Genomic DNA, 25,060 nt, shown 5'->3' on the forward strand with positions numbered 1-25,060 from the left:
GCGCGATGAGCCTCGACAACAGACCAGTCTATACAGGCGGCTGCCAGTGCGGCGCGGTGCGCTTCCGCGTCGAAGGAGCTCTCGGCGATGCTTCCGTATGCCATTGCCGCATGTGCCAGAAGGCGAGCGGCAATTTCTACCTGCCGCTGGTCTCGGTGCGCGGCGCAAGGCTGGACTGGACGCGCGGTGAGCCCAAACGCTTCCGCTCGTCCAACGCGGCTTTGCGCGGTTTCTGTGCCGAATGCGGCACGCCGCTGACCTTCGAAGCGCCCGACGGGGTGGCCCTCGCCATCGCCACATTCGACCACCCCGAGGAGATTGCGCCGACCATCCAATGGGGTGTCGAAGCCAAGCTCCCGTACGTGGATCACGTCCACGAATTGCCAGGTGAGGAAACGATGGCCGACGTCTCGTCGGCCTCCTATCTCGCCGATCTCGTCTCCTACCAACATCCCGACCACGACACCGAACAATGGCCGCCGGAGGAAAAATCATGACCGAAACCGTTCGTACCGGCGGCTGCCAGTGCGGCGCCGTGCGCTTTCGCATCCACGGGGCGCTCGGCCGCCCGTCCATTTGTCATTGCCGCATGTGCCAGAAACAGTTCGGGTCGTTTTTCGGCGCGCTGGTGACAGTGCCGAGCGACGGCGTCGAATGGGTGCGCGAGGAGCCGAGTTACTTTCAGTCGTCGGTCAACATCGATCGCGGCTTCTGCGCCCGCTGCGGCACACCGCTGACCTACCGCCAGCCCGGCGCGCTGGAGATCGCCATCGGCGCCTTCGACGACCGTTCCGATCTGGCGCCGCAGATCCAGGTTAACTACGCCGCCAGGCTGCCTTGGGTCGAGACGATCTTCGACGCGCCGATCCATGACGACCCGGATTTCTACGCGCGACAGGAATCCATCATCTCCTTCCAGCATCCCGATCACGAGACGGCCAACTGGCCGCAGCAGGGCCTGAAATTATGAGCAGCGAATTCCGTACCCTCTATCCCGAGATCGAGGCTTTAGAGTCCGGCATGCTCGACGTTGGCGATGGCCATCAGGTCTATTGGGAGCGCTCCGGCACCAGAGGGGCCAAGCCGGCTGTCTTCCTGCATGGCGGGCCGGGCGGCACCATTTCGCCAAAGCACCGGCGGCTGTTCGATCCGAAGCTGTACGATGTCATCCTGTTCGACCAGCGCGGCTGCGGAAAATCGACGCCTAATGCCTCGCTTGAAGCCAACACCACCTGGCACCTGGTCGCCGACATCGAGCGCCTGCGAAAAATGTGCGGCTTCGACAAATGGCTGGTGTTCGGCGGTTCGTGGGGTTCGACGCTGGCGCTGGCCTTTGCCGAGACCCACCCCGAGCGGGTCAGCGAACTGGTCGTGCGCGGCATCTACACGCTGACCCGCGCCGAACTCGAATGGTACTACCAGTTCGGCGTGTCGGAGATGTTCCCCGACAAGTGGGAGCGGTTTCTGGCGCCGATCCCGGAGGCCGAGCGCGGCGACATGATGGCCGCCTACCGCAAACGGCTGGTCGGCAGCGATCCTGTGGCGCAGGTCGAGGCCGCCCGCGCCTGGAGCCTGTGGGAGGGCGAGACGATCACGCTGCTGCCGGAACCGGAAACCAGCGGTCCCTTCGGCCAGGATGATTATGCCTTGGCTTTCGCCCGCATCGAGAACCACTATTTCGTCCATGCCGGCTGGCTGGAAGAGGGACAGCTGCTGCGCGATGCATGGAAGCTTAAGGATATCCCGGGTACCATCGTTCACGGCCGCTACGACATGCCGTGCCCGGCGTGCTACGCCTGGGCGCTGCACAAGGCGTGGCCGAAAGCGGATTTCCATCTGATCGAAGGCGCCGGCCACGCCTATTCGGAGCCGGGCATCCTCGACAGGCTGATCCGCGCAACGGACATGTTTGCCGGGAAATGACCATGGCTCGCGAGCGCCTTTATCTGTTCGACACCACGCTGCGCGATGGTCAGCAGACGCCGGGTATCGACTTCTCCGTCGAGGACAAGATCGCCATCGCCAAGCTGCTCGACGAGTTCGGCATCGACTACGTCGAGGGTGGCTACCCCGGCGCCAATCCAACCGACACCGCCTTCTTTGCCGAGCGTCGCACGGCCGATGCCAAGTTCGTTGCCTTTGGCATGACCAAACGGGCAGGAGTGTCGATCTCGAACGATCCTGGGCTTGCCGCGCTGGTCCAGTCGAAGTCGGACGCCATCTGTTTCGTCGCCAAGAGTTGGGACTACCATGTCCGCGTCGCGCTCGGCTGCACCAATGAGGAGAACCTCGAGGCGATCAAGGCCTCGGTCGAGGCGGCGCTCACTACTGGCAAGGAGGCGATGGTCGACTGCGAGCATTTCTTCGACGGCTTCAAGGCCAACCCCGATTATGCGCTGGCCTGCGCCAGGACGGCCTACGATGCCGGCGCGCGCTGGGTGGTGCTGTGCGACACCAATGGCGGCACGCAGCCCTCCGAGGTGCGCGCCATCGTCGAAAAGGTGATCGCCGCTGGCATACCGGGCGACCATCTCGGCATCCACGCCCATGATGACACCGGCCAGGCGGTGGCGAATTCGCTTGCCGCCGTGGAGGCCGGCGTCCGCCAGATCCAGGGCACGCTGAATGGCATCGGCGAGCGCTGCGGCAACGCCAACCTGATTTCGATCGTGCCGACATTGGCGTTGAAGCCGGCCTTTTCCCACCGTTTTGCTACAGGCATTTCGGCAGAGGCGTTGACCGGTATATCGCGCCTGTCCCGCGCCTTCGACGAGTTGCTGAACCGTGCGCCCGAAGCGCAGGCGCCCTATGTCGGCGCCTCCGCTTTTGCTACCAAGGCCGGCATCCATGCCTCGGCGCTGGCAAAGGAGCCGGCGACCTACGAGCATGTGCCGCCAGAGACCGTCGGCAACCGCCGCCGCGTCATGGTTTCGGACCAGGGCGGCAAGGCCAATTTCCTGGCTGAGCTGAAACGGCGTGGCATCGACATGCCCCGGGACGACCATCGCCTCGACGCGCTGATCGCCGTGGTCAAGGAGCGCGAGGCCGAGGGCTATGCCTACGAAGGTGCCGACGCCAGCTTTGAGCTTTTGGCGCGCAAGATGCTGCACGGCCTGCCGGAATTCTTCCGCGTCACTTCTTTCCGCTGCATGGTCGAGCGCCGGTTCGACGCCAACGGCCAGCTGAAGACGGTCTCGGAGGCGATCGTGAAAGTGCTGGTCGAGGGCGAGGAGAAGATGTCGGTGGCCGAAGGCCACGGCCCGGTCAACGCGCTCGACATTGCGCTGCGCAAGGATCTCGGCAAATTCCAGAGCGAGATCGCCGATCTCGAACTGGCCGACTTCAAGGTGCGTATCCTCAACGGCGGCACCGAGGCGATCACCCGCGTGCTGATTGAATCGCATGACGGCACCGGTGCGCGCTGGTGGACGGTCGGCGTCTCCGAAAACATCATCGACGCTTCCTTCCAGGCGCTGATGGATTCGATCGTCTATAAGCTGATGAAGAACCGCGACATGGCGGGCTTGGCGGCGGCGGAGTAAGAAATGGGCTTTTCGATAAGCTGGCTGGGCTTTCGCGGTTACGGGATAAAGGAAGCTGCGGCGTTGTTCGGGCGCGAGATTGGCGATCCATCGGAGATTTTCGAAGCGCCTGTGAACGCCTATGCCAGCGAAAAGAACTGGGCGATCATCATCCTCGATCCCTGCAGCTTTCCGAACCCGCCTCAGCAATATCTGGCCGCGATTTCGCAAGAGCGGGAAATCGTGATCGCGCACATAGACGAGCATGTAATGTTCGCGCGCGCCGAGCTCTGGCGCGACGGAAGGAACATCTGGAAAGTCTGGCACAGCGGCGACAAGACCGTGCGGGACTTGCATGTCACGGGTGATCTCCCCGCGTCTTTCGAAGCGCTGAAGCAACAGTGTTTTTCAAAGCAGGATGAAGAAGATAGCAAAGGTACAGAGGTCGATCTTGTTTTTGACCTTCCCCTCGATCTTGCGGCGGAACTGACGGGCTTTAGGCACGATGAAGGTTCGCCCGACAACGTCTTTTTCGAACTCAAGGAGAAGCCTGCTCCGCCTTGAGACCGTGTCGTGCCGGGCCTGCAATCACTCTCGCAGACAGCGGCAATTGTTCGACGTTTAGCGGTCGTGTTGAACCATCAGCAAGACTCCATTGATCCATCAGCAATTTGCGATGGTTTTGGGCAAGCCGCTGGCGCATAGCCTTGGGCCATGGCTACCCAAGCACTTCAAATCGATGCCGATACCAAAGCTCGTCGCGGCTTCCTGCTGGCGCTCGGCGCCTACTTGCTTTGGGGGCTGCTGCCCTTCTACATGAAGGCTGTCGCGCATCTGCCGCTGGCCGAAGTTATCGCCCACCGCATCGTCTGGTCGGTGCCGATCGCGGCCGCTGTCCTGGTCTGGGCCGGTCGTACTGCCGATTTCAAAGCGGCAGTTCGTTCGCCGCGCATCATTTCGATGGCGGTGCTGACGGCGGCGCTGATCTCGGTCAACTGGGGCATCTATGTCTGGGCGATCGCGGTCGACCGCACCATCGAGACCGCGCTCGGCTACTACATCAACCCGCTGGTCAGCGTCGTTGTCGGCGCGCTGCTCCTCGGCGAGCGGCTCGACCGCCTGCAGATCGCGGCGGTGGTGCTGGCGGCAATCGCGGTCGCGGTGCTGACCATCGACGCCGGCAAACTGCCCTGGGTGTCGCTGGTGCTGGCCTTTTCCTTTGCCGCCTATGGCTTCTTCCGCAAGACGCTGCCAATCGGCCCGAGCCAGGGCTTCCTGCTTGAAGTGCTGCTGCTGTCGGTGCCGGCACTCGGCTACATCATCTTCCTGATCGCCACAGGACAGGATCATTTCGTCTCCAGCTCGCTGAACGACACCGCCTTGCTGATCGGCTGCGGTCCGGTCACCGCCGTGCCTCTGCTGTTGTTTGCGTTCGGCGCCAGGCTGCTGCGCCTCTCCACCATCGGCATCATGCAATATATCGCGCCGACGATCGTCTTTTTGATCGCGGTGCTGATTTTCGGCGAACCCTTCGGCAGTGTTCAGGCCATAGCCTTCGGGCTGATCTGGGCGGCGCTGGCGATGTACTCCTGGTCGATGTTTTCTTCGGCGCGCAAGACCGTTTCCGCATCAGCTCGCGCCGCGTAACGAAGAAAGGCGGCTGGCCGGTCTTAATGCCGGCAGCCGCGTCTTTCACGAGCGCTCAGCGCTTCGGCCCGAAGCCGGGATATGGCTGCAGCGGCACGACGGCGGCAATATCCATCATGCCGGCCTTGACCAGCGGCAAAGTTGCAAGATGGTGGCGCACGTCGGCATCGCTGCCGGCTTCGAACATCATGCCGCTGCCGGGAATGTCGCCCCGATTCCACACCTGACGCACGGCGCCTTCGGCATAGACCGTGCGGCGCTGCTCGGCCTCGCCAGGCAGCAGCGGCGCGAAATCGGCGTCGGTGAACTTTTCGGTGTTGCGCGCTAGAAGGGCAAAGAACTGCATCGGAATCTCCTGATGTTGGCCGTTGGAATGGCGGAAATATTCGCTTCTGCTGGCCAGACAGTCCAAGACTGATTAGGCTAAATTTGAGACCTCACGGGACTTGAGCATCGAAGCAACAATGTTCGACCTGCGCCAGCTTCGCTATTTCATCACGGTGGCCGAAACCGGCAACGTCGGGCGTGCCGCCGAATTGCTGCACATCTCGCAGTCGCCGCTCAGCCGTCAGATCATTCAGCTGGAGGAGCAGCTGGGCGTCGCACTGTTCGAGAGGGCGAGGCAGCGTGTTCATCTCAATGCCGAGGGCCGCGCTTTTCTTGCCGAGGCGCGTGCGCTGCTGGCCCATGCAAGACGGCTGGAGGAGCTCGGCCGCAATCTCGCCAGCGGTACGGTCGGCCGTCTCGCCATCGGTTATGTGGAAGGTGCGGTCCATGCCGGGCTTGTCGCTCGGATGCTGCGCCAGTTTCGCCGCGACCGGCCCGAATTTCATCTTCAACTGAAGGATCAGCGTTCCGCCGCCCAGATCGAAGCGCTGCGCGAACGATCGCTCGATCTGGGCCTCGTCTACACGCCTCCTCCTGCCGACGATCCCGACATCGCCGCCATGCTCATTATGCGCGAGCCGCTGGTTCTGGCGATGCCGGAAGGCGATCCATTGGCAGAAATCGCGGAGATACTGCCGCAGCAACTGGACGGACGCACCTGGATCACGGTGGTGCGCCAGCCTGACGACACCAACCGCAGCCAATTTCTCGCCGCCTGCGCGAAGGCGGGCTTCCTGCCCGACATTGCCTATGAGACGACCGATCCGTTGACGTCGTTGGGCCTGGTCAGCGCCGGGCTTGGGCTGGCGACGGTGCAGGCCAGCCTGCGGAGTGCCGCGCCGCCTCAGACCGTGTTTCGCGATCTGCCGTGGTTTGAACGCACCGTCTCGATCCATCTCGCCTGGCGGCGTCAGGACAAGCGTGCGGTCATCGGAGACTTGAGGAAGGCAGTAGGCAAGGAGTGAATAGTGAATAGTGAATGGACAGGCGCCGGTTTGGAAAGTCTTCTACTTCACCATTCACCATTCACCATTCACCATTCACCATTCACCATTCACCATTCACCATTCACCATTCACCATTCACCATTCACTCTACATCTTATCAATCACCGACTGCACACCCTCCGTCGGTGCATCGACGGAGGATCCCGCCACCATGATAGCGGCGACGATTGCTTCCGGATCCTCGACCACCAGCGGCTTGACCCGTTGCGCCGTGTGGATGAAGCCCTCCGTTGCCATGTGGTCGAGCAACGCCAGCATCGGATCCCAGAACCCTCCGACGTTGCCGAAGACGATCGGCTTGCGGTGATGGCCGAGCTGCGCCCAAGTCATGATCTCGACGATCTCCTCGACCGTGCCGATGCCGCCGGGCAACGCCACAAAGGCGTCGGATTTCTCAAACATCCTGTGCTTGCGCTCGTGCATGTTGTCGGTGATGACGAGCTCGTCGAGCCGGTTAAGCGCGGTTTCGGTCGCCTCCCGGTTGATCAGAAAGCGTGGAATTATGCCGGTTACCTTGCCACCGGCCTTTAATGCCCCTTCAGCGACGGCACCCATGATCCCTTTAGTGCCGCCGCCATAAATCAGACGCAGGCCGGACTTGCCGATCGAGCGGCCAAGCAGGTGTCCGGCCTTGATATAGGTCTCATCTCGGCCCGGGGACGAGCCGCAATAGACGCAGACAGATCGAATCGTGTTCATGTTATGATTGGTGATAGGGACTATAGGCATGGTCAAGCCCCGGGGCGGGCTTTTTCTTGTCGGCTTTGGCAAAACAGGCTAGACCGAAATTAGGTGGCTAAGGGGCAGGGAAACATGGCAATTAATCCATTGAAGGCGTTTTTGTTCGCGGCTGGCGGCTCTGTCGCAGCAGCGGGAACCGCCTATGTATCGGGCGCACTCGACCCGTATCTCAATTCTACCCGGCCTGCGGAGGTCGCGGCGCTGACGCCGCCGGCTTCGAAACCGGCCGCTCCGGCGACCGAGGACCGGCTGCCGCCTGCGTCTGCCGCGTCCACCGATGCGGCAGCGCCCGCCGCGCCGGCCACAGCAGGTGCAATCGTGCCGACCTTCGACATCGTGCGCGTCGAAAGCAACGGCTCGATCGTCGTCGCCGGCAATGCGGCGCCCAACGCCAAGGTCGAGATTCTCAACGGTTCGGCTGTGCTCGGCTCGACGGTCGCCGGTCCCGACGGCGCCTTTGCCATTATTCTCGACGATCCGCTGAAGCCCGGCGACTACACGATCACACTGCGCTCGACGGCTGGCAATGTCGTGACCGCCTCGGCGCAGACCGCCGTCGTTTCGATCCCCCAGAATTCCACCGGCCAGGTGCTGGCAATGGTCGAGGAGCCGGGCAAGCCGTCCGAACTGCTCACTGTTCCGGCCCCTCAGGCGAAATCTGACGCCTCGCCGCCTGTCGGCGAACAGGCGGCCGTTCAGCCACCCGCCACGGGCATCGAATTGCCGGCTGCCGCAGCGCCGGCGCCAGCCGCCCCGGCGGCTGACGTTCCAGCAGCGTCTGCTCCTGCCGCGCCGGCCGCTGTTGAAGCCGCGCCGGCTCCGGCAGCGCCCGCCACACCGGCAGCGCCCGCTACTTCCGCGGCGGAGCGGAAGATCGTCGTCGAAGCTGTCGAAATCGACGGCAACAAGATTTTCGTTGCCGGCGTCGCCGATCCCGGCCGCAAGGTGCGTGCGTATGCCAACGATATCCTGCTCGGTGACGCGAAGACCTCGCCCGACCGCCACTTCCTGGTCGAAGCGACACGCGACATCCCGGTCGGCACCTACACCATCCACGTCGATGCGCTCGATGCCGACGGCGTGACGGTGGTTGCCCGTGCGGCTGTGCCGTTCGAGCGCGAGCCTGGTGAGGCGGTTGCGGCCGTGGCGCCGGCCGAGCAGAAGCCTGCCGGGATAAAACCAGCCGAGCCGAATGCTCCGGCGACCGAAGGCGCACCGGCAACGGCCACCGAAACGCCCGCAACTGTCCCCACTCCTGCAACCGAGGCCCCGGCCGAAACGGCTGTCGCAACGCCTCCGGGCGAAACGCCCGAGGCCGTGGCGCCAAAGCTCGAACATGCCGATGGCGCAGTCATCATCCGCCGCCATGACACGCTGTGGCGGATTTCGCGGCGGGTCTATGGCCAGGGCATGCGCTACTCGACCATCTATCTCGCCAACCAGGACCAGATCAGCAATCCGAACCGAATCTGGCCGGGGCAGGTGTTCAAGGTGCCGGAGAAATCGAAGGAAGGCGAGCCCGCCGATCTCAAGGCAATGGGCGACCAGATGACGACGGCGCCAGTCAAGGCCGAATAGCCGTTCTGCCCATCAGGATAGCTTGCGGCAGGGCCAGTCATCGTTTATCGCCGATGGACGATGACCGAATCCCCCCTCGTAACGGACCGAAGCCGCGCGGCAGATGAACGCCCGCCGGCCAACTGCACGCCGGCCAACTGCATGCCGGATAGCCGCGCTGTCGCTGTCCGGCTCGCGGCCCTTTCGCATCCAGCGCGGATCGAAATTCTCAAACACCTTTCCGCAACCCGTTCCTGCTGCTGTCGCGAGGTCGTCGAGCATCTCGACCTGGCGCAGTCCACCGTTTCCCAGCATTTGAAGATCCTGGTCGAGGCCGGGCTGATCCGCTTCGAGCCTGACCGCCAGCGCTCCCGCTATGAGCTCGACCGCGCCGCGCTCGCCGATGTTTCGGCATCGCTGGCCGCGCTGGTCGATTCCTGCTGCTCCGGCCGCTAAAATCATAAGGTAAACAAGAATGGCCGAGAAAACCGTTTCCGCAGATTCCGGCTCGACCTTCAGAACGTTGCGCAATCTCTGGCCCTATATGTGGCCGGCCGACCGCGCCGACCTGAGGGCCCGAGTGGTATGGGCCACCGTACTGCTGGTTGTCGCCAAGCTGACCCTGGTGGCCGGACCCTATTTCTTCAAATGGGCGACCGACGCACTGGCCGGCGATAGCAAATCGCCGCCGCCGCTGCCGGCCCTGCTGCTGGCGCCGGTCATGCTGGTCGTCGCCTACAATGCGGTGCGGCTGGTGCAGCTCGGCTTCAACCAGTTACGCGATGCCCTGTTTGCACGGGTCGGCCAGCATGCGGTGCGCCGGCTCGCCTTCCGCACCTTCGTGCACATGCACGAACTGTCGCTGCGCTTCCACCTCGAACGGCGCACCGGCGGACTGTCGCGCGTCATTGAGCGCGGCACCAAGGGCATCGAGACGATCGTCCGCTTCACCATGCTGGCGACGGCGCCGACAATCGTCGAATTCGCGCTCACCGCCGGCATCTTCGCCGTCACCTATGGCTGGCTATACGTCTTGGTGATCGCGGTCACGGTCTGGCTCTATGTCTGGTTCACCGTCAGGGCGAGCGATTGGCGTATTTCGATCCGCCGTGAGATGAACGACAGCGACAATGAAGCCAGCACGAAGGCGATCGACTCGCTGCTCAACTACGAAACAGTCAAATATTTCAATAACGAAACCATGGAGGCCGAGCGGTTCGACCGGTCCACGGCGCGCTACGAGTTGGCGGCGACCAGGACCTGGACCTCGCTTGGCTGGCTGAACTTCGGCCAAGGTGTGATCTTCGGTATCGGCATGACCGTCGTCATGGTGATGTCGGCGCTCGAGGTGAAGGCGGGCACACAGAGCGTCGGCGATTTCGTCTTCGTCAACGCCATGCTCATGCAGCTTTCGGTGCCGCTGAATTTCATCGGCATGATCTACCGCGAAATTCGCCAGGGCCTGACCGACATCGAAAACATGTTCGATCTGCTCGACGTCAAGCGTGAGATCGTCGATCGGCCGGGCGCCAATCCGCTGGTCGTCGATGCCGGCAGGGTCGAGTTCCGCGACGTACATTTTTCCTACGACCCGAACCGCAAGATCCTGAAGGGCATCAGCTTCGAGGTGCCAGCTGGCAAGACGGTGGCCATCGTCGGCCCCTCCGGAGCCGGCAAGTCGACCATTTCGCGGCTCTTGTTTCGCTTCTACGACATCCAGCGCGGCCAGATTCTGATCGACGGCCAGGACATTCGCGACGTGACGCAGGAGAGCTTGCGCGCTGCCATCGGCATGGTGCCGCAGGACACGGTGCTGTTTAACGACACCATCGCCTACAATATCCGCTACGGGCGCGTCGGCGCCAGCGAGGAGGATGTGCGCAAGGCGGCAGAACTGGCCCAGATCGGACCGTTCATCGAGCGGCTGCCCGACGGCTATCGCTCAATGGTCGGCGAGCGCGGATTAAAACTGTCCGGTGGCGAGAAGCAGCGGGTGGCGATTGCCCGCACCATTTTGAAGGCACCGCCGATCCTGATGCTCGACGAGGCGACCTCGGCGCTGGACAGCCACACCGAGCAGGAGATCCAGGCGGCACTCGACCTGGTCAGCCAGGGCCGCACCACCCTCGTCATCGCCCATCGGCTGTCCACAGTGATTTCGGCCGATGAGATCATCGTCCTGCAGGATGGCCAGATCGCCGAGCGCGGCACCCATGTCGCCTTGATAGCCAAGCGCGGCCTTTATGCATCGATGTGGGACCGCCAGCGCGAGGCAAGCGAGGCCGAGGAGCGGCTGCGCATTGCCCGCGAAAGCGACGAGTTCGGCGTCGTCGTCCGCCGCCGCACCTCGGAGGTGAGCTGAAAATTCGTGCTTGACCTCAACTTAAGTTGAGATCGTAGGCCGTTTTGGATCGCAGCAAAATGCGTCGTTCAAAAACGGAGACAATCGATATGAATGGGATAAATCAGGCAGGTACTGGCGGCAGCGTATTCCGGGTGGACAAGTTTGTCGTTCCGGCCAACGCCCGCGAGGAGATTCTTGCCAAGGTCCGGATGACGCATGAATTGCTGCGCCAGCAGCAAGGGTTCGTCCAGGATTTCCTGCTCGAGCAATTCTCGGGGCCGGGCGAGTTCAACCTCGTGACCATTGTCGAATGGGAAGGGCAGGCCGCCGTCGACAAGGTCGTGCCGATCATCAAGGCTGCGCATGAGCGCAGCGGCTTCAATCCTCAGGAGACCATTGCGCGACTTGGCGTCAAGGCCGATATCGCCAACTATCAGCGGATTCCCGGGGTGTAAGCTCTTCTACGGCCAGCCCGCGCCCGGCGCGGCAGCCTCGATGCTGAGCACCTGGCCGGTACGGGCATCGCTAATCATATGTTCGAAGCCGCGCCATTCGGCGGCGACGATGAACAGCGTTTTTCCCTCGCTGCCGCCGAGCATGCAGGCAAAACAGCCGCGATCGACGTCGACGCTTTCGAGCATCGCGCCGCCCTCGCGCACCCGCACGCAATGCCGGTTCGGAACGTCGGCGTACCACGCCGCACCTTCGGCATCGAGGCAGATGCCGTCGGGAAAACCGTTGCCGAGATTGGCCCAGATCCTGCGTTTGGAAAGGCCACCATCGGCAGCGATGTCGAAGGCGGTCAGCCGGTTGGCGTGGGACTCGGCAACGATAAGCGTCTTGTTGTCGGGCGTCACCGCCATGCCATTGGCGAAGGCGAGGTTCTCAGCCACCTGCTGAACCGAGCCGTCAGGCGCGACCAGCACGATGGCGCCGGGGCCGAAATGCTGGCCGGGACCCGGAGCAGGCCCACCACCATTGACATAGATGTTGCCGCGTCCATCGATGACGATCTCGTTCCACGGGCTCTTTGATAGTTGTCTCAGATCGGCATGGGTGACCAATGTCCCGTCTGCCTCCTGCCTGAGGATCAGCCCTTCGCGCCCGGACACGACAAGCAGGCGCCCGTCCGGCAGCCAGTCAATGGAATAGGGCAGGGTGGCCGGCACGGTGAGCGCGATCTCGCTGTTGCCTAGGGCGTCAACTGCGATGATCTGGCCTGTGCCCCAGTTGCAGAACCACAGCCGGCCATCGTGCCAGCGCGGTGACTCGCCGAAGGCCAAGCCGTTCATCACCACTTGCACTTGCCTAAGTCCTGATTTCTGCATGGGCCGAGAACCTCCAGATTTGCGCAAAATCGTCATGGCCGAAAGGCCATGAGAGGCGCTGTCTTGCCAAGGACGGGCGGGAGTGCTGCGTTCCGACAATCGCAATGAACATTTCCGGTTGATCACTTCGGCAGTCCGGATGCTGCTAACGGCATCCTGAAACGGCGGTGACCGCCACCCCCGAGCGCTCTCATTGTCGCGTTGCGACCGCGGGGTGTTTCCGCTATTGAGGCCGGACTTGGAACCAAGGTTGCCCTCATCCCATGAGCCTCGTTGACACGATCAAGAATGCGTTCGTTCCGATCCACCGCGAGGGTTATCCCTTTATCGCTGCGTTCGGCACGGCGACGCTCTTTCTTGGCTATTTCTCCTCGACCCTGTTCTGGATCGGTCTCATCCTGACGGCCTGGTGCGCCTATTTCTTCCGCGATCCCGAGCGCGTCACGCCGATCGACGACCGGCTGGTTGTCAGCCCGGCCGACGGCATCGTCTCGGCGGTTGGCCCGGCCGTGCCGCCGCGCGAGCTTGGCCTCGGCGGCGGCGAAATGACCCGCATCTCGGTATTCATGAACGTCTTTTCCTGCCACGTTAACCGCTCGCCGGTGCGTGGCCGCATTTCCAGGATCGAGCATCGACCAGGAAAATTCCTCAACGCCGAGCTCGACAAGGCAAGCACCGAGAACGAGCGCAACGGGCTGGTCATCGAAAGCCCCAATGGAACGGTCGCCGCGGTGCAGATTGCCGGCCTGGTGGCGCGGCGCATCGTCTGCTGGGCCGAGCCCGGCGGCGCCATCGGCACCGGCCAGCGCTTCGGGCTGATCCGCTTTGGCTCGCGCGTCGATGTATTCCTGCCCTCGACCGCGACGCCGCGTGTCGCCGTCGGCCAGACCGCGGTTGGCGGTGAGACGGTGCTGGCGGAATTCGGCGGCGTTGCCGCAACGCCGCTCGTGCGGGTCTCCTGACCGGTGGCGCCGCCGTTCAAGAAATTCGAGGCGCATGGCGGCGGTGGCCCGCGCATTCGCGAAATCCCGATGCGCATGGTGCTGCCCAATCTGGTCACGGTGCTTGCCATCTGCGCCGGCCTGTCCGGTATTCGCTTCGGCTTCGAGGGCCGCTTCGAGCCAGCGGTGGTGATGGTGCTGCTCGCCGCCTTCCTCGATGGTATCGACGGCCGTCTAGCGCGAATGCTGAAGGCGACTTCCAAATTCGGCGCCCAGATGGATTCGCTGGCCGATATCGTCAATTTCGGCGTGGCACCGGCGCTGGTGCTCTATGCCTTTCTGCTCGACAGGGCAGGTTCGCCGGGCTGGATCGCCGCGCTGCTGTTCACCATCGCCTGTGGGATGAGGCTTGCCCGTTTCAACGTGCTCGACGAAGAGCTCGACCGTCCGCAGTGGCAAACCGAATATTTCGTCGGCGTGCCGGCGCCGGCGGGTGCGGTGCTTGTAATGCTGCCGCTCTATCTGTTCTTCCTCAGGCTTGGGCTTGAACCCAGCCGCCTGGCAGCCTTCATTGCCACCGGCTTTACAATATTGGTGGCGTTCCTGCTGGTCAGCAGACTGCCCGTCTATTCCGGCAAGAGCGTCAGGATACCGGGCGACAGGGTGCTGCCGATCATCCTCGCAGTCGTCCTCTACGTCCTGCTTTTGATGACCTATCCCTGGTATACGCTGACGGCCTCGGTTGCCGGCTATCTGGTCTTCTTGCCGTTCAGCGTGCGGGCCTATTCGAGACGCGCCAAGCGCGAAGGCGAGAAGGTGCCGTCCTCGGATATTGGCTGACGGATTTGGTGCCAGTTCGCGTTGCGCCTGGCAGTGCATGATTCCAAAAAGGCTCGCAGAGCACGCGGCGCTGTGGAACGCACCTCAAAAACCCCGTTTTCGGAACTTGCTGGGCGGCTAGACCGTTTGTGTTGGTAGGTCCGCCTGAGCGGCTGCTCGTGATACGTCGTCAACGTAGCGCAAGCTGCCGCATCGGGCGCAGAACCATCGGAAAACGAGGAGAAATGGCTGTCATCCTCATCGGCGCGTTACTGACTGTCGCCGGCCTCGTGTATATGGCGATTGCGGCCATCATGCGCGGGCGGCTTAGTGAGCCGGCCGCTGTCTCCACCGCGCCGGACAGTCCGACGCCCAATCTCGCAACACCAGGTCCGACTCTGGAGCCGCGACGACGCGGGCTCCGTTTTCTCGGCCTGTCGCAGAACTGGCCGGGCCTGCTGATGATGGCCGTCGGCGTCATTCTGCTGTTGTCGGTGGTAGTCCTCTAATGCATTCGCGCAAAAGTGTGCAGCGGTTTTGCGATAACGACATGCATAAAAACAAGAATCTAAAGCGCGTCGCACAAGGCCGGTCGAACGCGACGCGCTTTAGAATTTTCGACAGCAAGCCTCAGGCGGCTGCGCTCAGTCCCAGCCTCTCGAGCGCCAGCTTTCTAGTCGAGACATAGTCGGTCTTGCCGGAGCCCAGTACCGGGATCTCCTCGACCTTGACGATGTCGTTCGGCACCATCAGTTCGGCCGCCCCGGCTTTTTTGCCGAATTCGCGCAATTCGTCGGGATCGGCATTGTCGGCCGTGGTGACCAGAACGAGGCGCTCGCCGCGCCGCTTGTCCGGCACTGCCACCACGGCGTGATGCTCTTCCGGCCACAGCGACTGCACCAGCATCTCGACCGCGCCAAGCGATACCATCTCGCCGGCTATCTTGGCGAAGCGCTTGGCGCGGCCGCGAATGGTGATGAAGCCTTCGCGATCGACCGAAACGATATCGCCGGTATCGTGCCAGCCTTCGAGCGGCTGCAACTCGCCCGGCCGGTCGCTGGTCATGTAGCCCATCATCAGGTTCGGCCCGTCGAGCCACAGCCGGCCGGCGTCGCTGATGCCTTCGACCGGTTCGAGTTTCATGCGCATGGCCGGCAGCAGCCGCCCGACCGTTCCGTCGCGGCCGTGGATGGCGGTGTTGACGGCAACCACTGGTGCGGCCTCGGTCAAGCCAAAACCTTCGATGATCTCGGCCTGGAAGCGCTCGCGGTAAACCCGGCGCGTCTCCGGCTTCACCGCCTCGGCACCGGCCACGACGAAGCGCAGGCTGGAAAAATCGCCGTCCTTGGCGGTGCGGGCATAGTTGGCGAGGAACGTGTCGGTGCCGAACATCACCGTCGGCCGGACCTTGCGCGCCACCTCCGGAATAAGTTTGTAGTGGAGCGGTGACGGGTAGAGGAACAGCTTTACTCCGGTGACCAGCGGCAGGATGGTGCCGCCGGTCAGCCCGAACGAGTGGAACACCGGCAGCACGTTGAGCAGGATATCGGCCGGCGAGATGGTGATGCGAGCTTCCGCCTGCATCGCATTGGCAAGAAGGTTCCGGTGCGACAGCACCACGGCCTTGGGCGTGCCTTCCGAGCCGGAGGTGAACAGGATCACCGCCGGCTTGGCTGCGTCCTGGCGCTGCAACGGCCAGCGCCACAGCAAGGCGGCTGCGGCCTTGTCCAGCACGGTCACGCTTGCGCGGACATCCTCCAGCCACAGCAGTTTCGCCCCGCCCTTTTCCACCGCCTCGACGATGTCGGCGAGGTTGGCCTTTTCGACAAAGGCGCGTGAGGAGACCACGGTTCGGATCATCGCCGTGCGGACGGCGGCGGTGACGCTGGCCGGGCCGGCGGTATAGTTGATCATTGCTGCCACCCGCGCAGCCGACAAAAGTCCGACGAACGACAGCACGACGCCATTGGCGTTGGGCAGGAGCAGCCCAACCGCTTCGCCCGGCGCTGTTATTGCCTCGAACCGTCGGCCCAAAACCCTGGCGCCGATGAACACTTTCCGGTAGCTCAGGGCACCGCTAATGACGTCCTCGATTATTGGGTGCGAAGCGCCAACACGGTCGGCCGCATCGCGCATGGCGAGGAACAGCCCTCGGTCGAGATCACTGCCGAAAAGCCTGGCCTCGGCGAAGCGATCAAACAGCGCATTGGTGTTGGAGGCCTGATCTGGGTTCCGCGCCACCAGCTCGGCGATGGTCATCGGCTCCAGCGCGCTGATCGACAGCTGCGGAAACCAATGGCGCGGCGCCTTGTCCGCCGGCGTCAGCGAGGCCGGCAGGCTGCGTGCGCCGGCAACGAAGACCGGCACGATACGGGCGTCGGCCTGCATGGCGATACGGGTGATGGCGCGAAACAACCGAAACGACTTGACGTCTGGCTCGACCGCATCCGGCAGGTAAACGGCGAGCCGGCCCTTGCCCTTCAGCACCCGCACCAATCTGCGGCTGACGAAGACATGCTCGGCGTTGAAGGCGATGGTGCGGCCGAGCTCGCGCCACGGCTCCAGCCACGGCGATCTGGCCGAAGCCTGGTCGAGGATGTGCAGCGTATCCTCCGGCAGCAGCGACAGCATCAGCGCCGGCTCGATGCGTGACTGATGCCAGATGACATAGATGACCGGGGCCACCGACCTGCGCGCAATCTTGATGCGGTCGTCGCTGATCCGGTAGGCGAGCTTGAACGGCACGTAGAGCAGCGCCTGGCTCAAACGCAGGCCGAGGCGGAACTTCTCCACCACGCCGATCAGCAGCCAGGCCGCGACAAGACCCGCAAGCAGCGCCAGTGTCAGGATCATCGCCGCATCTCCCAACGATCTCACGTCGCGGCTCTTCACCGGCCGCTTCGGGTGAGAACCTAGCCGAAGTTGGATCAACGTCAATGCGGCTCCATTTTTCCCTCTCTCCTATGTTTGATTCGCCTATGTTGATTCGGCTCGGCTGCTTATCGCAGCTACGCCGCTTTCATCCTTCCGCTGATGAAGCGGAATTCCTGCGTCTTGCCGCCAAAGCCATAGGCGGCCGCAGGCACTTCATGCACGAGGGCGTAGCTTTCCTCATGCACCTTACCCAGCAGCCGGCCGAATGCCGCGAAAATTGCCTGCAGATACGCCTCCAGTTCGAGCTTGGTGTTGGTACCGTCGACAACCTTGATGTCGAGCCAGGCCGTGTTGGTGCCATGCTCGGCCAGCGACTTGCCGCCGGCGAACCAGTGCTCGGGGTCGTGATAGGAAATGGCAACAGCTGTGATCGTCGCGTCCTTGCGCAGATGCGTGGCTGTCAGTTCGGTCACTTCCCTGGCAATGGCGGCGGACAAAGCGGCATCGGGCTTGCCGGTAACGCTGACATTGATGATCGGCATGTTTCTTCTCCTCGGTTTCAAGCGGCGCCTCTTCGCCGTCGAGAAAATCATGCCATCGTCCTTTGATCAAAAAATAGAATTGTTTTTGATAAACACTTTGATAGCATCGAATTATGCAGTTGTTCGATCCCGACCTCCTCAAGACTTTCCTCGCTTTCGTCGATGGCGGTTCCCTGGCGCGGGCCGCGTCGATCGTCGGTCGCTCGCCGTCCGCAGTGACCGCGCAGATGCAGCGGCTGGAGGATGTTGTCGGCGAACCGCTGCTGGTGCCGCAGGGGCGAGGGCGCGGCCTGACGCCGGCAGGCGAGGATCTGATCGTTCACGCGCGTCGCATCCTTGCCGCGCACCGCGAGGCGTGGCTGGCCCTCAAAGGCGCGCACGCCGACGGGCGCGTCGCCATCGGCACCACGCAGGATTTCGCCGACAGCGGCTTGCCGCAGCTTCTCAGGGCTTTTGCTGTCAGCCATCCGCGCGTCAGGATCGAACTGCGCGTCGGCCGTTCCGCCGAACTGGCGCAGGCTTTGCAGGCCGGCACCCTTGATCTGGCCATTGCCATGCGGCAGGTGCCGACACGGGACGAAGTCGGTGTGCTCAAGGAACCAATGATCTGGCTTTGCTCACAGAACGGGCTGGCCACCCGCCACGACGAACTGCCCCTGGCGCTGCTCGATCCCCATTGCGGGTTTCGCGAAGCGGCGACCAGTGCACTCGATGCGGCCGGCCGTCGCTACCGCATTGCTGCCGGCAGTGCCAGCCTTGCCGGCCTGCGTACGGCGGTGCACGCCGGCATCGCCTTGACGTTGAGGACGGCGCGCTTCGCTCATTCCGGCATCGTCGAGGCGCCGAGCGATCTTGATCTGCCGCCGGTGCCGGTCGCCGAATTCGCCGTCCGCTTGCGTGAGGATGCCGACCGGCCGGCGCAGGATCTGGCAGCGTTGTTCAGCGGCAACCTGGCCTTGGCCAATTGAGCCAGCAAAGAAAAAGCCGACCTTGCGGTCGGCTTCTGAGTAGGACGGGCCGAGGGGTTTGGGGGGACTTGGGGTGGCCCGTCGCAGCCATAATGCCTGAGCCCTATGATGGTTCCATGACTTTTCAAATTAATTTTCAGGACCGGATTTCTCGTGATCGGACCACCAACTCGCGCTCGGACGCGGCGAGGATTGGTCATGCATCCGCTGCGCGCTGCCTGGCCATCAGCCAGTCGCGGCCGGCGTGAGCGAACACCGCGCAAAGCACGATGGCGCCACCGACCATGCTGGCTGCCGGCGGGATCTCCGCCAGGAACAGGAAGGCAAACAGGATCGCGAATGGCACTTCAGCTGAACCCAGCAATCCGGACTCGGCCGCCGGAATAAGCCGGGTGCCCTCCGTCCACAGGATCGAAGCCAGCGCGAACGAGGCGCCGAAGGTGGCCAGAAGCACAGCGTCCCTGGCCGAGACAGCCAGCGGATCGGCGACGAACCAGCCGAGCACGAACAAAAGGAATGCCGACACCGCACCCGCCCACACCACCGGCGTGTCGCGGAAGGCGCGCACCATGATCATGTAGAGCGCGCTGCCGATCGTCATCAGCAGCGCCAGCCCGTCGCCGAACAAATGGCCGGTGCCGAAGCCGGACCAGACCATGATTGCCACACCGCATAATGACACAGCGGCGGCGGCAAGCGTCTGCAGCCGGAACGGCTCGCGGACCAACAGGAGGGCCAGCAGCGCGGTGACGAACGGGGCCGTGGCATAGATGATCGCGACATTGGCGACAAAGGTGAACTTGAACGCCGAGATAAAGGCGATGCTTGCGAGCGCGCCCTCGATCGCCAGCAGCCAGCCTCGCCAGCCGAGCCGCAAGCTGTCGCGACCGCCGGAGCGCTGGCGGCGCCATAGGACATAGAGGCTGATCAGGATCGAGCCGACGAAGCCGCGCCAGCAGGTAATGGTCAGGGGGTCGGCATGGATCGATTTGGTCAGCACGCCGGTGAGGCCGAAGACGGCCGCCGATGCCGAGACCAGTATGATGCCGAGGGTACGCTCGCGGGCGCTTTCCACTGTGCATGGCATGTCCAGCGATCCCGTCATCTCACCAGCCTACGCTGCCCTTCCTGACACCATAGTGTCAGCTTGAGGCGTCCTGCATCGAAAACAGCAGGTAGGCAGCCCCGGTGAACAGGATTCCGGCAAGAGCCCGTTCGCGGGTTTTCACGATGGCGATATCGGCCATATGTCCGGCGGCCTTACGAATGTGTTGCGAGAGACGGTGTGATGGCGTTGGATGCTCCCCGTATTGTCAGGCTATACCGGCGAAACCCTGCCAAGCGCTACGCCAGCGGGGACTTGCGTTTGGGCAGGCGGCATCGCCGTTAGGCAGCGAAGCCAGGCAACTATGGGAGAGAAACGAAATGGACGCGATCGCATTGAAGGCCATGCAGGCGCCGCTGAAGGTGGCCTATCGCGACGACGCCTCGCGCGCGCTGATTACTCTCCGCGCCAAAGGCTCGATCGACGACCAATCGATCGCCTGCAAGGTCGAGACAGGCAGGGCGATCGCCATTGCCGGGCTGCATCCGGCGACCGGCGGCACCGGGCTCGAACTCTGCTCCGGCGACATGCTGCTGGAGGCACTGGTGGCTTGCGCCGGCGTCACGCTGAAGGCGGTAGCGACGGCGCTGGAATTCAAGCTTGGGGCCGCCACGGTGGAAGCCGAAGGCGACCTGGACTTTCGCGGCACGCTTGGCGTGGCAAAGGATGCGCCGGTTGGCTTCCGCGCCATCCGGCTGACATTTGGCCTCGACACCGACGAGCCGCAGGAGCGCATCGATGCGCTGCTCAAGCTGACCGAGCGCTACTGCGTCGTGTTGCAGACCATCAGCCAGAAGCCGGAGCTGACGGTAAGCGCGCGACGCTGACGATCTCCCCCTCAAGTGGGGAGATCACGCTGTCCTACTGCGCCGACGGCTCCTCGGCGTCGCCCTCGTCGGCGAAGGGCGAGGCGCTCGGCACGCACTGCACCGACCAGCCGGCCGGCGTCGGTTGCTTCTGGTATTCGGTTATGGCGAAGGCGCACTGTTCGCGGGTGTCGAATGTGCTGGGCAGCACGACCATGCCGCCTTGCGGGCCGGCGATCACCAGATACCAGACTAACGCTACGCTCGGTGTCGCCATGAGTATTTCCTCGCTCTGCTTGTTTTGGGAGTCGCACGATCCTAGCAACTCCGGCCCAGCGGCGAAAGCTGGGCCAAAGCGCGGCGTTAAGCCACGGTATCACAGCCACGTGATGTCGGGTCGTTTTGGTTCAGTTCACCGCAAAACAATAGAACAGGCCGTCGCCGCCGGTGCCCTTCAGCGCTTCCTGGCTGCAGCCACCGCGTGACGCATGCGAGGAATTCCACGATTTGGCGGCTGCCGAATCATCGAGGCCGGTACGATCGTGATGACCCATCATCGCCACACCTTCTGCTCCGCTCAGCGTCCAGTCGCCGCAGGTCTGGTCGGCTATTTTCGTGCCATCCGGCTTGGAGCCGGTCAACACGTCGTGCCGGTTGGGCGCGTCGCCGCGGCCGTTGACCATTTGGCCCTTTTCGTCGAGTGCCGTCTGTTTGGTGATGGCGTTGGCATCGCTATGCAGGGAAGCGACATCATCGGCGATCTTGACGCCCTTGGCGTTGAACCACGGGCCTTTGCCGATACGGTCGCGTGCATCGGTATCGCTGGTCGAGAGATAGGCGCGCCATGTCTTGCCGGTAACGCCCGCGGCTTCGGCCAGTGAACTACAATGGGCGTCGGCGCCGGCGAGACCGCCGAGATCGGCGCCTTTGCCAGAGCCGACGCTGGTGACGAAAAAGCTCATCGTTGCCTCCTGCGACGACGCGGCGCCGATCACTGCAAGCAGCGCGGTGGCAGTCAAGAGAAGCAGTCTCCGCATATGGTCCTCCGTTTCTCGAATTGTGGCACCCGAACAACGTTGGTGCCGGCGCAATTCTTCCGGCAAAATGCGATGTGTGGCTACTCCGGCTGCCGGTAGGCGACAAAGCGATTGTGCTTGGCCTGGAAGATCAGCCCGGTCTCCTTGAGCGTGGGGCTGGCCAGCGGCACGATTCGCTTGGCGATCTCCGAAGGGTGCGGCAGTGTTTCAGGATCCTCGCCGGGTACCGCCTGCGCCCGCATCGCGGTGCGCGTTGCCCCGGGATCGGCGGCATTGACCCTGAGCGGGAGGTTTTCGGTCTCATGCGCCCATGAACGCGTCATGGCCTCGACCGCCGCCTTCGACGCCGCATAAGGCGCCCAGAAGGCGCGTGCGGAGTGGGCAAGGCTGGAGCTCAGCACGATAGCACGGCCGGCATCGGAAAGCCTGAGCAGCGGGTCGACCGAGCGGATCAGCCGCCATGTTGCGGTGACGTTGATGGTCATCACCTTCTCGAAGGTCTTGGCCTCGACATGGCCGATCGGGGCGATGACGCCGAGCACGGCGGCGTTGGCGACCAGTATGTCGAGCTTGCCCCAGCGCTCGTGGATGGCGCCGCCCAGCCGGTCGATCCCCGCCATGTCGGCAAGATCGAGCGGTACCAGCGTCGCCTGTCCGCCACCTGTCTTGATCTGGTCGTCGAGTTCTTCCAACCCGCCGACGGTGCGGGCAACCGCAATCACATGCGCACCGGCGGCGGCAAGCCCCCTGGCGATGAAATAGCCGATGCCGCGCGAGGCGCCGGTGACGACCGCAACGCGGCCGGAAAGGTCAAGGGGAGGGGTCATGAGCTATTCTTGGGTTGCTGGTCTAAGAACGACAGCTGAATGAAGGAAATCAATTGCTTGGCGGAATTCTCATCAAGAGGGACAAAAACCGTTGCATCACCACCGATAGCTTTGACGACGACATACTTGTCTTGGGTTTCTCTCGCCTCTCTAACTTGACAGAAAAGAAATCCATTGCCGAGAGGCGTATCGATATCGACCTCAGATCTAATCTGATCTTTGAGCAAGGATTTTGCAAATGAGAGTGAATCCTTGAGGCCTTGCCATAAGCCTCGTCGAGCGCTCATGTCTTACCTCCGTCCGGATCGGAATTCTACGACCCGCCGGCCGCTAACAGCGACAGCGTGCGCACATTGTCGGAGCCTTCGAAGTCGGCAAGCCGGGTCGGATACTGGCCGGTGAAGCAGGCGTCGCAGAATTGCGGCTGCTCGTTGTCGCGGCCTGCCTCGCCGACGGCGCGGTAGAGCCCGTCGATCGACAGGAAGCCGAGCGAATCGACGCGGATGAACTCGGCCATCTCCTCCACCGACATGCGCGACGCCAGCAGCTTCGACTTTTCCGGTGTGTCGACGCCGTAAAAGCAGGAGGCGCGCGTCGGCGGCGAAGCGATGCGCATATGCACTTCCTTGGCGCCGGCATCGCGCACCATCTGGACGATCTTCTGGCTGGTGGTGCCGCGCACGATCGAATCGTCCACCAACACCACGCGCTTGCCTTCGATCATGCGGCGGTTGGCGTTGTGCTTGAGCTTGACACCCATGTGGCGGATCGAATCGCCGGGCTGGATGAAGGTGCGGCCAACATAGTGATTGCGGATAATGCCGAGCTCGAACGGAATGCCCGCGGCCTGCGAAAAGCCGATCGCCGCCGGCGTGCCCGAATCCGGCACCGGCACGACGATGTCGGCCTCGACCGGACTTTCCTGCGCCAGCTCGGCGCCGATGCGCTTGCGCACTTCATAGACGTTGCGGCCTTCGACCGACGAATCCGGCCGCGCGAAATAGACATATTCGAAGATGCAGAAGCGGGTCTTCTGTGGCTCGAACGGGAACAGGCTTTCGATGCCCTTGCTGGTGACGACGACCATTTCGCCGGGCTTCAGGTCGCGTACGAAACGCGCACCGATAATATCGAGCGCGCAGGTCTCGGAGGCGAGAATCCAGGCGCCGTCGAGATCGCCGAGCACCAGCGGGCGGATGCCGAGCGGGTCGCGGCACCCGATCATCTTCTTGGACGTCATCGCCACCAGCGAGAAGGCGCCTTCGACTTGGCGCACCGCATCGATGAAGCGCGAATTCAGGTCGCGCTCCTTGCTGGTGGCAACCAGGTGCAGGAGCGTTTCGGTGTCGGAGGTGGAAGAGAAGATGGCGCCTTGCTTCTGCAGGGCGCGCTGAACGGTCATGGCGTTGGTGAGATTGCCGTTATGGGCGACGGCAAAGCCGCCATCGGCAAGTTCGGCGAAGAAAGGCTGGATATTGCGCAGACCGGCGCCGCCGGTGGTGGCATAGCGTGTGTGGCCGATGGCACGGTTGCCTTGCAGGCTGTCGATGACACGCTGCTTAGTAAAGGTGTCGCCGATCAGGCCGACATGGCGTTCGACATGGAATTGGGTGCCGTCATAGGAAACGATGCCGGCCGCTTCCTGGCCTCGATGCTGCAACGCATGCAGACCGAGCGTTACGATGGCTGCGGCGTCCTGCCGGCCGAAAATGCCGAACACGCCGCATTCGTCGTGGAAATGGTCGTCGGCTTCGGCGGAAAGCACGTCGTCTGCGTCTGCCACTGAGGCTGCCATTGGGGCTCAAGCTCCGCTAAAGTCGCCATATAAGGTCATAGCGCATCGAAAGCAACGCACGTCGTGCGGCGTTCACATGATCGACAGTCTTGAGCCTCGCAAGTCCGTCGAAATCAGTTTGCCGGCGCCGGGTTTGCAGGTGCCGGCGTCGCGGGCGCATTGTCGGCCGGCGGCGCATCGCTGTCGTCGGGTGCCGGAGCAGTGGCGTCGTCGCCGGCGGCAGGGGCTTCCGCTGCAGGCGCGTCGGGGGCCAGAGGCGTCTCGGTGGCCGGCTGATTCGGATTGAGCTTGTTGAGGATGGCGTTTTCCGGATCCTCGGGCAGCAGGCTTTCGAGCTTGGCGCCGATCGATTCGAGCAATGGCTTTGACTTGGCGTTGGCAATCCAGCCTGGAGCCTTGGCGCCGGCCAGCCAATTGAAGAAAAGCAGCGCGACAGCGACGACCAGGATGCCGCGCGCCGCGCCATAGAGGAAGCCAAGTGTACGATCGAGCGCGCCGATCCTGGAATCGATGATCCAGTCGGCGAGCTTCATGGTGATGACCGATACGACGATCAGCGCGACAATGAAGACGATACCGGCGGCCGCCGCCATGGCGGCCTTTTCGTTGTCGACATAGGGCTGAATGTAAGGCAGCACCGGCTTGTAGAAGAAGAAGGCGGCGGCCGCGGCGGCTGCCCAGGAGATGATCGACAGGATCTCGCGCGAAAAGCCGCGAACCATAGCGAGCATCGCCGAGACCAGGGTGAAGCCGACGAGAATTCCGTCAAGCAGCGTAATCGGCATGTTTTTCGCCCCACTCCGATCTCTTTTTC

28 protein-coding genes are annotated in these 25,060 nt (G+C 63.1%); 16 read left to right on the forward strand and 12 right to left on the reverse strand.

Going from position 1 to position 25,060, the window contains the following annotated elements; genetic code table 11:
• The first annotated feature begins 5 nt into the window (after window positions 1-5).
• From NKH30_RS03560 to rarD, 6 genes are all read left to right on the forward strand, one after another.
• Entirely contained in the window at window positions 6-497 is a 492-nt protein-coding gene (locus tag NKH30_RS03560; protein WP_023677742.1) for a GFA family protein, read from the forward strand.
• Window positions 494-970: a GFA family protein gene (locus NKH30_RS03565; protein WP_352448982.1), complete on the forward strand. Its 477-nt coding sequence runs from the start codon at window positions 494-496 to the stop codon at window positions 968-970. The genes NKH30_RS03560 and NKH30_RS03565 overlap by 4 nt, the downstream gene beginning before the upstream one ends.
• A complete protein-coding gene (gene pip / locus NKH30_RS03570) occupies window positions 967-1,923 on the forward strand; it encodes a prolyl aminopeptidase (protein ID WP_352818256.1) in 957 nt (318 codons plus the stop codon). Before NKH30_RS03565 ends, pip begins: the two co-directional genes overlap by 4 nt.
• Window positions 1,920-3,542: a citramalate synthase gene (gene cimA, locus NKH30_RS03575; RefSeq protein WP_352979821.1), complete on the forward strand. Its 1,623-nt coding sequence runs from the start codon at window positions 1,920-1,922 to the stop codon at window positions 3,540-3,542. The genes pip and cimA overlap by 4 nt, the downstream gene beginning before the upstream one ends.
• A 3-nt stretch (window positions 3,543-3,545) precedes the next feature.
• Window positions 3,546-4,085, forward strand: coding sequence for a hypothetical protein (locus NKH30_RS03580; RefSeq protein ID WP_352471069.1), 540 nt, complete (start codon window positions 3,546-3,548; stop codon window positions 4,083-4,085).
• A gap of 150 nt (window positions 4,086-4,235) precedes the next feature.
• Window positions 4,236-5,168 carry an EamA family transporter RarD gene (gene rarD / locus NKH30_RS03585; protein WP_352471070.1) on the forward strand — a complete coding sequence of 311 codons (933 nt, stop codon included), beginning with the start codon at window positions 4,236-4,238 and terminating at the stop codon, window positions 5,166-5,168.
• Between the two features lie 55 nt (window positions 5,169-5,223).
• Here the strand turns inward: rarD and NKH30_RS03590 are convergent, their stop codons facing one another.
• Window positions 5,224-5,514, reverse strand: a complete 291-nt coding sequence (locus NKH30_RS03590) for a hypothetical protein (RefSeq protein ID WP_352471071.1) — start codon at window positions 5,512-5,514, stop codon at window positions 5,224-5,226.
• A 100-nt stretch (window positions 5,515-5,614) separates the two neighbouring features.
• Between NKH30_RS03590 and NKH30_RS03595 the strand changes: the two genes are divergently transcribed.
• On the forward strand, window positions 5,615-6,520 hold the full coding sequence (locus NKH30_RS03595; RefSeq protein ID WP_352471072.1) for a LysR substrate-binding domain-containing protein: 906 nt from the start codon (window positions 5,615-5,617) through the stop codon (window positions 6,518-6,520).
• Window positions 6,521-6,649: 129 nt separating this feature from the next.
• Here NKH30_RS03595 and NKH30_RS03600 read toward each other — a convergent pair whose 3' ends face one another.
• Window positions 6,650-7,261 carry an LOG family protein gene (locus NKH30_RS03600; RefSeq protein WP_352471073.1) on the reverse strand — a complete coding sequence of 204 codons (612 nt, stop codon included), beginning with the start codon at window positions 7,259-7,261 and terminating at the stop codon, window positions 6,650-6,652.
• 114 nt (window positions 7,262-7,375) lie between these two features.
• Between NKH30_RS03600 and NKH30_RS03605 the strand changes: the two genes are divergently transcribed.
• The 4 genes from NKH30_RS03605 (at window position 7,376) to NKH30_RS03620 (ending at window position 11,659) form a co-directional block, all read left to right on the forward strand.
• Window positions 7,376-8,881, forward strand: coding sequence for a LysM peptidoglycan-binding domain-containing protein (locus NKH30_RS03605; RefSeq protein WP_352979824.1), 1,506 nt, complete (start codon window positions 7,376-7,378; stop codon window positions 8,879-8,881).
• A gap of 60 nt (window positions 8,882-8,941) precedes the next feature.
• Window positions 8,942-9,316, forward strand: coding sequence for an ArsR/SmtB family transcription factor (locus NKH30_RS03610; RefSeq protein WP_352979826.1), 375 nt, complete (start codon window positions 8,942-8,944; stop codon window positions 9,314-9,316).
• A 19-nt stretch (window positions 9,317-9,335) separates the two neighbouring features.
• On the forward strand, window positions 9,336-11,222 hold the full coding sequence (locus NKH30_RS03615; RefSeq protein WP_352994228.1) for an ABCB family ABC transporter ATP-binding protein/permease: 1,887 nt from the start codon (window positions 9,336-9,338) through the stop codon (window positions 11,220-11,222).
• Between the two features lie 89 nt (window positions 11,223-11,311).
• Entirely contained in the window at window positions 11,312-11,659 is a 348-nt protein-coding gene (locus tag NKH30_RS03620) for an antibiotic biosynthesis monooxygenase (protein WP_352979830.1), read from the forward strand.
• Window positions 11,660-11,665: 6 nt separating this feature from the next.
• On the opposite strand, the gene NKH30_RS03625 is transcribed toward NKH30_RS03620, so the two are convergent.
• The gene (locus NKH30_RS03625) at window positions 11,666-12,532 is read right to left on the reverse strand and encodes an SMP-30/gluconolactonase/LRE family protein (RefSeq protein ID WP_352979832.1); all 867 of its coding nucleotides are present in this window, start codon (window positions 12,530-12,532) and stop codon (window positions 11,666-11,668) included.
• A 263-nt stretch (window positions 12,533-12,795) separates the two neighbouring features.
• On the opposite strand from NKH30_RS03625, the gene NKH30_RS03630 reads away from it, so the two are divergent.
• The 3 genes from NKH30_RS03630 (at window position 12,796) to NKH30_RS03640 (ending at window position 14,801) form a co-directional block, all read left to right on the forward strand.
• Window positions 12,796-13,494 (forward strand): phosphatidylserine decarboxylase, encoded by a 699-nt coding sequence (locus tag NKH30_RS03630; RefSeq protein WP_352471078.1) that lies wholly within the window; start codon window positions 12,796-12,798, stop codon window positions 13,492-13,494.
• Window positions 13,495-13,497: 3 nt separating this feature from the next.
• Entirely contained in the window at window positions 13,498-14,313 is an 816-nt protein-coding gene (locus NKH30_RS03635; protein WP_023677728.1) for a CDP-alcohol phosphatidyltransferase family protein, read from the forward strand.
• Between the two features lie 224 nt (window positions 14,314-14,537).
• Window positions 14,538-14,801 (forward strand): hypothetical protein, encoded by a 264-nt coding sequence (locus NKH30_RS03640; protein WP_352471079.1) that lies wholly within the window; start codon window positions 14,538-14,540, stop codon window positions 14,799-14,801.
• Between the two features lie 121 nt (window positions 14,802-14,922).
• On the opposite strand, the gene NKH30_RS03645 is transcribed toward NKH30_RS03640, so the two are convergent.
• Together NKH30_RS03645 and NKH30_RS03650 are read right to left on the reverse strand one after the other, a co-directional pair.
• Window positions 14,923-17,145, reverse strand: a complete 2,223-nt coding sequence (locus NKH30_RS03645; protein WP_352979834.1) for an AMP-binding protein — start codon at window positions 17,143-17,145, stop codon at window positions 14,923-14,925.
• A gap of 155 nt (window positions 17,146-17,300) precedes the next feature.
• Entirely contained in the window at window positions 17,301-17,708 is a 408-nt protein-coding gene (locus NKH30_RS03650) for a tautomerase family protein (protein ID WP_352540794.1), read from the reverse strand.
• A 113-nt stretch (window positions 17,709-17,821) separates the two neighbouring features.
• On the opposite strand from NKH30_RS03650, the gene NKH30_RS03655 reads away from it, so the two are divergent.
• Window positions 17,822-18,676 (forward strand): LysR substrate-binding domain-containing protein, encoded by an 855-nt coding sequence (locus NKH30_RS03655; RefSeq protein WP_352501842.1) that lies wholly within the window; start codon window positions 17,822-17,824, stop codon window positions 18,674-18,676.
• 196 nt (window positions 18,677-18,872) lie between these two features.
• On the opposite strand, the gene NKH30_RS03660 is transcribed toward NKH30_RS03655, so the two are convergent.
• A complete protein-coding gene (locus NKH30_RS03660) occupies window positions 18,873-19,781 on the reverse strand; it encodes a DMT family transporter (RefSeq protein ID WP_502899634.1) in 909 nt (302 codons plus the stop codon).
• Between the two features lie 320 nt (window positions 19,782-20,101).
• Between NKH30_RS03660 and NKH30_RS03665 the strand changes: the two genes are divergently transcribed.
• A complete protein-coding gene (locus tag NKH30_RS03665) occupies window positions 20,102-20,608 on the forward strand; it encodes an OsmC family protein (protein ID WP_352471081.1) in 507 nt (168 codons plus the stop codon).
• Between the two features lie 34 nt (window positions 20,609-20,642).
• Here the strand turns inward: NKH30_RS03665 and NKH30_RS03670 are convergent, their stop codons facing one another.
• From NKH30_RS03670 to NKH30_RS03695, 6 genes are all read right to left on the reverse strand, one after another.
• Window positions 20,643-20,864 (reverse strand): hypothetical protein, encoded by a 222-nt coding sequence (locus NKH30_RS03670; RefSeq protein WP_023677720.1) that lies wholly within the window; start codon window positions 20,862-20,864, stop codon window positions 20,643-20,645.
• A 130-nt stretch (window positions 20,865-20,994) separates the two neighbouring features.
• Window positions 20,995-21,624: a hypothetical protein gene (locus NKH30_RS03675; protein ID WP_352871477.1), complete on the reverse strand. Its 630-nt coding sequence runs from the start codon at window positions 21,622-21,624 to the stop codon at window positions 20,995-20,997.
• Between the two features lie 80 nt (window positions 21,625-21,704).
• Complete coding sequence (locus tag NKH30_RS03680) at window positions 21,705-22,451, reverse strand: SDR family NAD(P)-dependent oxidoreductase (protein WP_352994231.1); 747 nt, start codon at window positions 22,449-22,451, stop codon at window positions 21,705-21,707.
• Window positions 22,448-22,738, reverse strand: a complete 291-nt coding sequence (locus NKH30_RS03685) for a hypothetical protein (RefSeq protein WP_352994234.1) — start codon at window positions 22,736-22,738, stop codon at window positions 22,448-22,450. The genes NKH30_RS03680 and NKH30_RS03685 overlap by 4 nt, the downstream gene beginning before the upstream one ends.
• A gap of 26 nt (window positions 22,739-22,764) precedes the next feature.
• Window positions 22,765-24,234, reverse strand: a complete 1,470-nt coding sequence (gene purF, locus NKH30_RS03690) for an amidophosphoribosyltransferase (RefSeq protein WP_023677717.1) — start codon at window positions 24,232-24,234, stop codon at window positions 22,765-22,767.
• 125 nt (window positions 24,235-24,359) lie between these two features.
• Window positions 24,360-25,031: a CvpA family protein gene (locus tag NKH30_RS03695; RefSeq protein ID WP_023677716.1), complete on the reverse strand. Its 672-nt coding sequence runs from the start codon at window positions 25,029-25,031 to the stop codon at window positions 24,360-24,362.
• Window positions 25,032-25,060: the final 29 nt, after the last annotated feature.

The sequence above is a fragment of the Mesorhizobium sp. M1273 genome (genome assembly GCF_040318195.1).
Taxonomy (GTDB): Bacteria; Pseudomonadota; Alphaproteobacteria; order Rhizobiales; family Rhizobiaceae; genus Mesorhizobium.